Here is a 10,104-nt window from a genome sequence, read left to right on the forward strand (position 1 = left end):
CAAGGTTGAGGATGCAGGTGCTGGCTCCGATGACGGGTCTGTCACTGGCGCGCGTTTCCAATCGTCGACTGGGCCGCTGGATTCAAACACCACGGTCGCCGTATTGATGCGGGTTCGAATCCCGCCGTGTCCACCAACGAGTGTGAAGAATAGACAGAGATAGAGAGGAAAGAAAAATGACGAACTACAAACTGCATGAAGTCGCCAACGGCGTCCCCGTGAAGATGTGGACCAACGGCGTGCCCGTGGAAGACGAAGCGCAAAAGCAGCTCGAGAACGCCGCGCGCCTGCCCATCGTGTTCAAGCACATCGCGGCCATGCCCGACGTGCACTACGGCATCGGTGCGACCGTGGGCTCGGTGATCCCGACTTTCAAGGCCATCATCCCCGCCGCTGTCGGCGTGGACATCGGCTGCGGAATGATGGCCTGCAAGACCACGCTCAACGCACGCGACCTGCCCGACAACCTGGGCCCGCTGCGCTCGGCGATCGAGAAGGCCGTGCCGCACGGAAGCAACCCCAAGCGCATGGGCCGCGACAAGGGTTCGTGGGAAACGCCGCCCGATGAAACCGATGCGGCGTGGGCGAAGCTGGTGGACGAGTTCGAGCTGATCTGCGAGGACCATCCGCGCATCAAGAACACGAACAACCACAAGCACCTGGGAACGCTGGGAACGGGCAACCACTTCATCGAGGTGTGCCTGGACGAAGCGGGTGCCGTGTGGTTCATGCTGCACTCGGGTTCGCGCGGGGTGGGTAACGCCATCGGCACGCACTTCATCGAACTCGCGAAGAAGGACGCGCAGCTGCACCAGCGCAACCTGCCCGACCAGGACCTGGCGTACTTCGAGGAAGGCGCCCAGTACTTCGGCGACTACGTGCGTGCGGTGGGCTGGGCCCAGAAGTTCGCACGGGCGAACCGCGAAGTGATGATGCAGCGCGTGGTCGCGGCCGCGCGCAAGGTCATTGCCAAGCCCTTCGAGGCGCACGTGGAAGCGGTGAACTGCCACCACAACTACGTGAGCCGCGAGACGCACTTCGGGCAGGACGTGCTCGTGACCCGCAAGGGCGCGGTGAGCGCGAAGCTCGGCGAACTGGGGATCATCCCCGGCAGCATGGGCGCCAAGAGCTACATCGTGCGCGGCAAGGGCAACCCCGAGAGCTTCATGAGCTGCAGCCACGGTGCGGGCCGGAAGATGAGCCGGACGAAGGCCAAGAAGCTCTTCACCGTCGCCGACCAGATCGCCGCGACCGAAGGCGTCGAATGCCGCAAGGACGCCGACGTGATCGACGAAATTCCGATGGCCTACAAGGACATCGACGCGGTGATGGAGGCGCAGAAGGACCTGGTGGAGGTGGTTTACACGCTCAAGCAGGTGGTCTGTGTGAAGGGTTGACCGTGGGCATCGAGTACCGCGTCAGGGTCGCATTGCCGTCGCGCGAAGTCGCGCAAGGCATCTGCAGGAAGGCAGGCATCGGCGGCCACCTGAACGTCGAGGGCGAGCGCGCGGATTTCTATCCGGCGCCGCCTTCGACGCCTTCGGAATGGGCACAGGCCGTGGTCAGCATCGAGGCGGATGGCTTTGTGGTCTGCCTGCTTGCGAACACCGACTTTGCGCGACAGGTGTTGGGCAGCATCGTTCAACTCGCTGCGGGCGAAGGTATCGTGACAGTGGAAGAGCTATAGGAGGGGATCGGAAGACCGACCTGCCTTCGTAGCGACGTATTGCGGAGGTTCAAAGAAAAATGAAGAGCAACAAGCAACGGCGTGCCGAAATCAAGGCGCACCGCCTCGAACGCGCCGCGCGCGCCGTGGCACTGCAGAAGCGCCAGGCCGATGCACGCCTGCTGCGCGCCGAAGGCATGGTCGCGGCCGACACGGCCTTGCTGGCCGCGCACAACAACACCTACGGCCCGCTGCCGACCTTCTACGTCGACAAGGCGTTCACCTGCCGCGACTGTGGTGTGCAAGAGGTGTGGACGGCCAAGCAGCAGAAGTGGTGGTACGAGGTGGCGCTCGGCAGCATCCACAGCACGGCGGTGCGCTGTCGCGCATGCCGGCTCGGGACCGCGCGAACAAGAACAACGACAAACGACTGAACAAAAAAAGAAAGAAGTGTCCCGATGACGGAAGCACAAGAAGAACAACGAGCACTCGATGCCGTCGAACTCGACGGCTCCCAAGGCGAAGGCGGCGGCCAGATCCTGCGCACCGGCCTTGCGCTGTCGATGATCACCGGCCGTCCGCTGGCCATCGCGAAGATCCGCGCGGGCCGGGCCAAGCCGGGCCTCATGCGCCAGCACCTGGCGTGCGTGCACGCGGCGGCGCAGATCAGCGGCGCGCAGGTCGACGGCGCCGAGCTGGGCTCGCAGTCGCTGCGCTTCGTGCCGGGGCCGGTGCGCGCGGGCGACTACCGTTTTGCGATCGCCGGCGCGGGCAGCTGCATGCTGGTGCTGCAGACGGTGCTGCCGCCGCTGCTGCTGCAACCCGCGGGCCAGGTCAGCCGGCTGCGGCTGAGCGGTGGCACGCACAACCCGATGGCGCCGCCGTTCCACTTCCTGGAGCGTGCGTTCGCGCCGCTGGTGCGTCGCCTCGGCGGCGACCTGCAGCTCGTGCTGCGCCGCTGCGGCTTCTATCCGGCCGGTGGCGGCGAGGTGGACGCGACGATCGTGCCGGCGGCGGATGGCGCGCGGCTGCAGGCCTTCGACCTGCTGTCGCGTGGTGAGCTGCGCGCGGGCCATGCGGAGTGCCTGGCGCCCGGCCTGCCGCGCCATGTGGCGGCGCGCGAACTTGAGACGGTGGGGACGGCGATGGGCTGGTCGGTGGAAGCCGAGCAGCTGCGCACGGTGCCGACGCGCCAGAACGAAGGTCCGGGCAATGCGCTGCTGGTGACGCTGGCCTACGCCCACCTCACCGAGGTGTTCACGGCCTTCGGCGAGAAGACGCTGAGCGCGGAGCAGGTGGCGCACGGCCTCGTGAAGGAGGTGCGCGCGTTCCAGAAGCACGAGGACGCGGCCGTGGGGCCGCACCTGGCCGATCAGCTGGCGCTGCTGCTGGCGCTGGCGGTGTTCCGGCAACCGGGGCAGTCGGGCGCGTTCACCTGCAGCGAAGTGACGCCGCACACGCGCACGAACTGCGCGGTGATCGAGCGCTTCCTGCCGGTGCGCTTCACGATCGCCGAAGCTGCAGGCCCGCGCGCGGCGCGGGTGCAGGTGGCGTCGTGATTACAGGCCGGCCTGGCGCGTGAAGCTCACGGCCGGCTTCTTGTAGGCGGCGGGCACTTCGTCGCGGTAGAAGGCGCGGCGGTCCAGGCTTTGCAGCGGGTTGTGGGCAGCGGCCACGGCCTGGTCGCGCACGGCCTGGCGGTCGAGCGTGGAGGTCACGGCGACGGTGCCTTCGGCGGCGGCGTCGGAGTATTCGTTGCCGTTGCGCGCGGCGGCGACGGCCTGGGTGCGCACGTCGGCGCGGCTGGCGGCCGAGGTGATGGCATGCACGCCTTCATACGTTTCGGCGTGGGCCGCACCCACGGTGCCCAGCAGGGCGAAGGCGGCGGCGGAAATGGCGAGGAGTTGCTTGCTGTTCATGATGAGATTTCCCTTGAGTCTGTGGGCGGCGGACAGTCGTCGTTGCCACAAGCTGCAGTGTGAAACCGCATCACGGAAGGCGCTGTGCGTTTGCGCACCGAATCCGGCAGGTGGTGCTCAGGCCGGTTTCCCGGCGCGTGAATACATCACGGCCAGCGGCTCGGAGCGCCCGCGCACGTTCAGCGTGTCGACCGGCCCCAGCGTTTCTTCGGCACCGGCCTGTTGCGCCGCGAACTGCGAGACCACGAGCCGCGCCGAGGCGGTCTTGGAATGGTCCTGCAGGCGGCTCGCGGTGTTGACCACTTCGCCGATGGCGGTGAAGGTGGTGGTCTCGAGGTAGCCGACCTCGCCGACGGCCGCGCGCCCGGCGTGCAGGCCCATGCCGAAGTCAAGCTGCTGGCCGAACTGGGCCTGGAAGTCGACGTTCCATGCGTCCATGCGCTCGCCGATGAGCTGGGTGGCATGCAGGGCCTGCCGGCAGGCGGTGGGCAGGTCGCTCTCGAGGCCGAAGATGGCCATCACGCTGTCGCCGATGAACTGGTTGGGCACGCCGCCGCTCTCGCGCACGGCGGCGCCCACGATGGCGAAGTAGCGGTCGAGCACGTAGGCCAGGTCGAAGGGCCACTGCCGCTCCGACAGGCCCGACCAGCGCCGCAGGTCGACGAACAAGATCGCCACGTCGCGCTCGTGCCCGAAGCGGCCGACCGGCGCGGGCCGGCCTTCGCGCGGCAGCGGCGCGAACAGCGGCGTCACCTCGATGCTGCCGCGCGGGCGCAACTGGCAGGCCAGCCGCACGTCGTGCGGGGCGCGCACGCGTTCGAGCGTGCGCTGCTCGTCACGGCCGGGCGTGCCGATGTGTTCGGGCGCACCGCCCACGCGCACGCGGCAGGTGGAGCAGCGCGCGCGCCCGCCGCAGATCGACACGTGCGCGATGCCGTGCGAGCGGCTGGCTTCGAGCACGCTCCAGCCGGGCGGCACGTGCACGGTGCGGTCGGGGTAGCGCAGCGCGACGGTGGCGCCGCGCGCGCGCCGGGCCAGGCTGCTGCGCGCCGCGTAGGCCGCGAGCAGGGCCAGCAGCGCCAAGGCGTAGTAGAGCTTGAGGTTCGTCTCGGCGGCGTTGAGCGCGCGGCCCTGTTCGGGCGTCGGCAGCACGACGGGCGGCACGCCGGTCCACTGGAACTCGCGCCCCATCGAGACGAAGCCCATCGCGGCGGTCACCGGCAGCAGCACGGCCACGGCGAGCAGCGGCGCGAACAGGCGCCGGTAGAGCGGGCGCACGCGCAGGGCGAAGTGCAGGCCGAGGCAGCCGTGGGCCCAGGCGGCCAGCATCATGCCCAGCTGCGCGCCCGCGCCGGCCAGGTCCCACAGGCCCCAGACCACGCGCACGTACGAGCCCTCGATGCCGTAGGCCAGCCAGGCGCCGCGCATGGCGGTGAGGTGGGTGGCCAGCAGCAGCGGCAGCGCAAAGCCCAGCAGCACGCGCAGGGCTTCGAGTGGCGGCATGCGCAGGGTGCGGCGCTCCCACAGCGCGGCCACGGCGAGCGCGAGGTGGGTGAGGGCGGCGCCGTACAGCAGCAGCGTGCCGGGCAGGCTGTGCCAGAACTTCTGCACGCCGCGCAGCACGGTCTCGGCCGCGGCGAAGGAGACGATGCCCAGCGAATGGTTCAGCAGGTGCGCCGTGATGTAGGCCATCAGCACCAGCCCGCTCGCCCAGCGGAGGTTGCGCCGTGTCGGCGTTCTCAGCAAAAAAGGGGAAGGAGGGGAACGTCTGTCCATGAACGGGTTCGAAGCGGCACCCGAGCATAATGCGCGCGCCTCGATGACCACCGGCATGGCCCTACCCGAACCCACCCCCCGCTCCAGCCTTGCGCTGCGCCGCATCGCGCTGCTCGAAGGCCTGTCCGACGACCGCTTCGACCACCTGGCGCGCCAGTGCCTGTGGCACAGCGTGGCGGCCGGCAAGCCGCTGATGCTGCGCGCCGACCTGCAGGGCGAGGTGTTCCTGCTCGTGTCGGGCCGCGTGCGGGTGACGACCTACGCGGCCAACGGCCGGCAGGTGACGTTCCGCGATTCGGAGGCCGGCGCGCATTTCGGCGACATCGCCGCATTGGACGGCGGGCCGCGTTCGGCCGACGTGGTCACGCTCGAACCCTGCGTGGTCGCCAGCCTGGACCGCGCGGCCTTCCTGGCGCTGCTGCGCGAGGAGCCGCTGGTGGCCGAGCGCGTGATGCAGCGGCTGGCCGCGCTGGTGCGGCAGCTGTCGGAGCGGGTGATCGACCTGAGCACGCTGGGCGTGCAGAACCGCCTGCATGCCGAGCTGCTGCGCCTGGCGCGCGAGGCGGGCATCGACGGCAACGAGGCCCGGCTGGAGCCCGCGCCCAAGCACGCGGCGCTGGCCAGCCAGATCAGCACCAACCGCGAGCAGGTGACCCGCGAACTCAACACGCTGGTGCGCGGCGGCGTGCTGCGCAAGGACGGCAAGGCGCTGGTGGTGGCCGATGCCGAGCGCCTGGCGCTGATGGTGTCGCAGGTGCGCGGGGACTAGATCAGTTCCAGCGGCCGTTCGGGCCCGCCACGCTGTAGCGGCCCGCGCCCATCAGCGCCACGCTCAGTGCGCCGAACAGGTACAGGCCCTGCAGCTCCAGCGCCCAGCCGCCCTGCTTGGTCAGCGCGAACAGGTCGGCCATGTGCACGAGGCCGAAGGCGAAGAGCATGTTGATCACCACCACGGCGGCGGCGGCGCGCGTCCACAGGCCCGCGATCATCAACAGCGGCGCGACGATCTCGCCCACGAACACGAGGTAGGCCAGCCCGCCCGGCAGGCCGGCCTTGGCCAGCATGCCGCTGATGAAGCCGACGCCGGCCGAGAGCTTGAAGATGCCGTGCAGCAGCATCAGCACGCCGACCGACACGCGCAGCACCAGCTTGCCGGCGTCGTCGCGGGCAGCGGGCGTGGCAAGGAACGACGAAGAGGAAGACGCCGAAGCGGCGGAGGCGATCGGGGCAGCCTGGGTGTTCATGGCGAATCCTTGAGTGGAAGAAAAAAGGAAGAAGGCCGCCGCGGACTGCGGCGGTTGCCATGCCAGTGTGAGAGCCCCGCCGCCGCCGGTCGGTGCGTTTACGCACACTTTTCGGCGGTTGGGTCGCTGCTGCCGGGCGTCAGTCGCCCTTGTAGCCCGAGGCCTTGATCACCGGCAGCCAGCGCGCGGCCAGCGCGTCGGTGTAGCGCGCCACCTCTTCGCTCGACGCGCCAGGCAGCAGGTCGTAGCCCACGCGGCCGAGCTTTTCGCGCACGTCGGGCAGGGCCAGCACCTTGCGCACAGCCCGGTTCCACTGCGCCAGCGTGGCGGGCGCGGTGTTGGCGTGGGCGTACAGCACGTAGCGCGACGAGGCCACGAGCGTCGGGTAGCCCGACTCGGCGAAGGTCGGCACATCGGGCAGACCATCGGCGCGCTTGTCGCCGGCCACGGCCAGCACGCGCAGCTTGCCCGCGCGGTGGTACTCGGTGAGGGTGGTGGTGGCGTCCATGCCCGAGGCGACCTGGCCGCCGATCAGCTCGGTGACCATCGCCGCGCCGCCGCGGTAGGGCACCAGGGTGGCGCCGCTGCGCGACAGGGCCACGAAGTCCATGGCCAGGAAGTGCAGCAGCGAGCCCACGGTGGTGATGCCGATCGAGCCCTGGTCGGGGTGGGCCTTGGCGGCCTGGACGAACTGGGCCAGCGTCTTCACCGGCGAGGCGGCGCTCACGGCCAGGCCGAACTGGATGCCGCTCACGTCGGTCACGGGCTTGAAGTCGGTGGCCGGGTTGAAGCGCATGTTGGCGTAGATGGCGGGGCCGATGAACATCGGGTCGACCGGCGCCAGCAGCATGGTGGTGCCGTCGGCGGGGCTGTTCTTCAGCACCTCGGCCGCCAGCCGCGTGCCGGCGCCGGGGCGGTTGTCGACCATGACCGGGCGGCCGAGCTCGTCCTTGAGCTTTTCGGACAGCAGCCGGCCCATGAAGTCGGCCGGGCCGCCGGCCGGGAAGGGCACGATCAGGCGGTTGACTGCCGGCTGCGCGTTCGCGCCGTACGGCAGCAGGCCGCCCAGGCCCGTGGCCGCCGCTGCGCGGATGAGGCCGCGCCGCGAGAGCGCGGGGCCGGTGGGGAAGGTGAAGGGGGTCATCGAAAGTCTCCGGGTGGTTGGAATCGTTGGAAGAACGGGAAAAGGAAGATCACTGCGCGACCAGCGGTGTGAAGCGGGCCGCGTCCTCGATCGCCTGGCCGGCCTCCAGCAGCAGGTCTTCGCGGAAGCGCCAGGCCAGCAGCTGCACGCCCATGGGCGCGCCGCCGGCCATGCCGGTGGGCACCGCGAGGCCCGGCATGCCCAGCGCGGCGGTCGCGAGCAACGGGCTCTGGGCGTCGATGAGGGCGCGGGCGCGTTCCAGGCTGGCGACGTCTTCGTCCTGCGGGCAGGGGCGCTGCCACGACACGGGCATCAGCACCAGCGGATGGGTCTGCATGAACACCGACCAGCTGCGCAGCAGCGCCTGGCGCCGCGCGAGCGCGTCCAGAAAACCGTCGCGGTCGGTCTCGGCCATGCCTTCGAGCAGGTAGCGCTGGCTGCGCCGCATGAGGTCGTCGCCGTGCTGCTCGACGCCCGCGATGATGTTGCGGCGGGTGTCGTCCACGATCAGCGTGCGCCACAGGGCGGCGGCTTCGCCGAAGCAGGGCAGCTCGGCTTCGTCGACCGCGTAGCCCGCCTGCTGCAGCCAGTGCGCGGCGTCGTCCAGCGCCTGCGTGACGGCCGGGTCGACCGGGATGCCCGGCGCGCGCTTGAACAGCGCCACGCGGATCGGGCCGGCGGGGCGCGGCAGGGCGTGCGGCATCGGCACCCAGTTGGGGTCGCGCGCATCGGGGCGCGCCATGGCCTCGTAGCCCAGGCGCAGGTCGGCGATGTTGCGCGCCAGCGGCCCCTGCACCGACATGAGCTGCGGCGTGATGCCGCGCTCGCTGGTCGCGCTCGGGTTGAAGGCCGGCACGCGGCCGGCGGTGGGGCGCAGGCCGGCCACGCCGCAGGCGTACGCGGGGTAGCGGATGGAGCCGCCGATGTCGTTGCCGTGCGCCAGCGCGCCCATGCCGCTGGCCACCGCCGAGGCCGCACCGCCGCTGGAGCCGCCGGGGGTGATGGCTGCGTCCCACGGGTTCAGCGTGCGGCCGTGCACGCCGTTGTCGGTGAACCAGCGCGACGAGTAGGTCGCGGTGTTGCTGCGCCCCACGATGACGGCGCCCGCGCTGCGCCAGTGCGCCACCACCGGCGCGTCTTCGCGGGCGATGTGGTCCTTCAGCGGGATCACGCCGTTGGTGGTGGCGTGGCCGGCCTGGTCGACGTTGACCTTGATGCTCACCGGCACGCCGTGCAGCGGGCCCAGCGGCTCGCCGCGCAGGGTGCGCGCGTCGGCGGCGTCGGCGCTGGCCAGGGCCTCGTCGGCCAGCACCTCGGCCAGGGCATTGAGGCGCGGGTTGAGTTCGGCGATGCGCGCGAGCACGCTGGTCGTCACTTCGCGACAGGACACCTCGCGGCGGCGCACGGCGTCGGCGATGTGGGCGGCGCTGCGCTGCCAGAGGGCGGGGGATGAGGTCATGGGTGGTCTCGAGGAAAGTTCAGGCAAAGGAAACCCCGCACCCCGGCGCAACCGGGGTGAAGGCAAAAGAGAGCAGGGGAAGAAGCGGGCGGCGGCGGATCAGCGCGCGCCGCGCAGGCGTCAGCCGGTCGGTTTCTTCATGAGCAGGCTGCCGCGATCGACGCGGGATTCGGCCTCCAGGGCCAGGGCTTCGGCGTGTTCCATGTGCACGCGCATGACCTCGCGCGCACGCGCGGGGTCGCGGGCGCGCAGCGCGTCGAGCAGTTCGGTGTGGCTGTCGACGATCTCCTCGTCGAACTGGTCGAACTCGGTGAGCGCGTTGCGCACGATGATCACGCGGCGGATCACGTCGTTGAGCAGGCGGCACACCAGCGCCAGGAAGGGGCTGCTGCAGGCCTCGGCCAGGCGGTCATGGAACAGCAGGTCGGCCTCGCGGCGCTCGTTCCAGTCGGCGCTGCCGCCGTGCGCCGGATGGCTGTGGCCGATCAGCGCCTCCAGCGCGGCCAGGTCGGCCTCGGTGAGGCGCGTGGCCACGTTGGCGGCCAGCTCGGGCTCGACCACGCGCCGCAGCGCGTACAGCATCGTGATGTCGACCGGCTGGAAGTACAGGAAGTTCGACACCGCCTGCAGGCACTGCTCGTACGAGGCCTGCGTGAGCGTGGCGCCGCCGTTGGGGCCGGTGCTGATCGCGACCAGCCCCTGCACCTGCAGCGCGGCCAGCGCCTCGCGCACGGTGCCGCGCGACACGCCGAGCTGCTCGATCAGCTCTTTCTCCTGCGGCAGCTTGTTGCCGACCTGTTGCTGGGTCTGCACGACCCAGCGCTTGATGTTGTCGACCACCTGGTCGGAACGCTTCACGCGCTTGTCGCGCGTGAGCGAGGGCTTGGGTTGGGAAG

General features: G+C 70.3%; 11 protein-coding genes. 5 read left to right on the plus strand and 6 right to left on the minus strand.

Features of this window, described 5'->3' with window-relative positions; translation table 11 throughout:
- Window positions 1-176 precede the first annotated feature (176 nt).
- Genes AC07XP_RS28930 through rtcA form a run of 4 tightly spaced genes read left to right on the plus strand, consistent with a single transcriptional unit; the run spans window position 177 to window position 3,225 of the window.
- Entirely contained in the window at window positions 177-1,397 is a 1,221-nt protein-coding gene (locus tag AC07XP_RS28930) for an RtcB family protein (RefSeq protein ID WP_070061937.1), read from the plus strand.
- Between the two features lie 2 nt (window positions 1,398-1,399).
- A complete protein-coding gene (locus AC07XP_RS28935; protein ID WP_495266601.1) occupies window positions 1,400-1,687 on the plus strand; it encodes a hypothetical protein in 288 nt (95 codons plus the stop codon).
- Between the two features lie 59 nt (window positions 1,688-1,746).
- Window positions 1,747-2,100: a zinc-ribbon domain-containing protein gene (locus tag AC07XP_RS28940; protein ID WP_495266602.1), complete on the plus strand. Its 354-nt coding sequence runs from the start codon at window positions 1,747-1,749 to the stop codon at window positions 2,098-2,100.
- 24 nt (window positions 2,101-2,124) lie between these two features.
- A complete protein-coding gene (gene rtcA / locus AC07XP_RS28945; protein WP_495266603.1) occupies window positions 2,125-3,225 on the plus strand; it encodes an RNA 3'-terminal phosphate cyclase in 1,101 nt (366 codons plus the stop codon).
- On the opposite strand, the gene AC07XP_RS28950 is transcribed toward rtcA, so the two are convergent.
- Complete coding sequence (locus AC07XP_RS28950; protein ID WP_062479876.1) at window positions 3,226-3,585, minus strand: hypothetical protein; 360 nt, start codon at window positions 3,583-3,585, stop codon at window positions 3,226-3,228. It abuts the gene before it with no gap.
- Window positions 3,586-3,702: 117 nt separating this feature from the next.
- Window positions 3,703-5,361 (minus strand): adenylate/guanylate cyclase domain-containing protein, encoded by a 1,659-nt coding sequence (locus tag AC07XP_RS28955; protein ID WP_495266604.1) that lies wholly within the window; start codon window positions 5,359-5,361, stop codon window positions 3,703-3,705.
- A gap of 43 nt (window positions 5,362-5,404) precedes the next feature.
- Here AC07XP_RS28955 and AC07XP_RS28960 point away from each other — a divergent pair, with 43 nt between their 5' ends.
- Window positions 5,405-6,130, plus strand: a complete 726-nt coding sequence (locus AC07XP_RS28960; RefSeq protein WP_139700373.1) for a Crp/Fnr family transcriptional regulator — start codon at window positions 5,405-5,407, stop codon at window positions 6,128-6,130.
- Window position 6,131: 1 nt separating this feature from the next.
- Here AC07XP_RS28960 and AC07XP_RS28965 read toward each other — a convergent pair whose 3' ends face one another.
- The 4 genes from AC07XP_RS28965 to AC07XP_RS28980 all read right to left on the minus strand — a co-directional run bounded on the left by AC07XP_RS28965 (window position 6,132) and on the right by AC07XP_RS28980 (window position 10,066).
- A complete protein-coding gene (locus tag AC07XP_RS28965; protein ID WP_062479555.1) occupies window positions 6,132-6,605 on the minus strand; it encodes a DoxX family protein in 474 nt (157 codons plus the stop codon).
- A 139-nt stretch (window positions 6,606-6,744) separates the two neighbouring features.
- A complete protein-coding gene (locus tag AC07XP_RS28970; RefSeq protein ID WP_495266605.1) occupies window positions 6,745-7,749 on the minus strand; it encodes a Bug family tripartite tricarboxylate transporter substrate binding protein in 1,005 nt (334 codons plus the stop codon).
- Between the two features lie 49 nt (window positions 7,750-7,798).
- A complete protein-coding gene (locus AC07XP_RS28975; protein WP_495266606.1) occupies window positions 7,799-9,208 on the minus strand; it encodes an amidase family protein in 1,410 nt (469 codons plus the stop codon).
- Between the two features lie 120 nt (window positions 9,209-9,328).
- On the minus strand, window positions 9,329-10,066 hold the full coding sequence (locus AC07XP_RS28980) for a FadR/GntR family transcriptional regulator (protein WP_495266607.1): 738 nt from the start codon (window positions 10,064-10,066) through the stop codon (window positions 9,329-9,331).
- Between the last annotated feature and the right edge of the window lie 38 nt (window positions 10,067-10,104).

The organism is Variovorax sp. GW531-E2, from assembly GCF_059423125.1.

What these genes read in the sequence shown, in the direction of transcription:
- AC07XP_RS28930 (WP_070061937.1), top strand. Translation starts at nt 177, where the DNA reads ATGACGAACTACAAACTGCATGAAGTCGCCAACGGCGTCCCCGTGAAG.
- AC07XP_RS28940 (WP_495266602.1), top strand. Translation starts at nt 1,747, where the DNA reads ATGAAGAGCAACAAGCAACGGCGTGCCGAAATCAAGGCGCACCGCCTC.
- rtcA (WP_495266603.1), top strand. Translation starts at nt 2,125, where the DNA reads ATGACGGAAGCACAAGAAGAACAACGAGCACTCGATGCCGTCGAACTC.
- AC07XP_RS28950 (WP_062479876.1), bottom strand. Translation starts at nt 3,585, where the DNA reads ATGAACAGCAAGCAACTCCTCGCCATTTCCGCCGCCGCCTTCGCCCTG.
- AC07XP_RS28955 (WP_495266604.1), bottom strand. Translation starts at nt 5,361, where the DNA reads ATGGACAGACGTTCCCCTCCTTCCCCTTTTTTGCTGAGAACGCCGACA.
- AC07XP_RS28960 (WP_139700373.1), top strand. Translation starts at nt 5,405, where the DNA reads ATGACCACCGGCATGGCCCTACCCGAACCCACCCCCCGCTCCAGCCTT.
- AC07XP_RS28965 (WP_062479555.1), bottom strand. Translation starts at nt 6,605, where the DNA reads ATGAACACCCAGGCTGCCCCGATCGCCTCCGCCGCTTCGGCGTCTTCC.
- AC07XP_RS28970 (WP_495266605.1), bottom strand. Translation starts at nt 7,749, where the DNA reads ATGACCCCCTTCACCTTCCCCACCGGCCCCGCGCTCTCGCGGCGCGGC.
- AC07XP_RS28975 (WP_495266606.1), bottom strand. Translation starts at nt 9,208, where the DNA reads ATGACCTCATCCCCCGCCCTCTGGCAGCGCAGCGCCGCCCACATCGCC.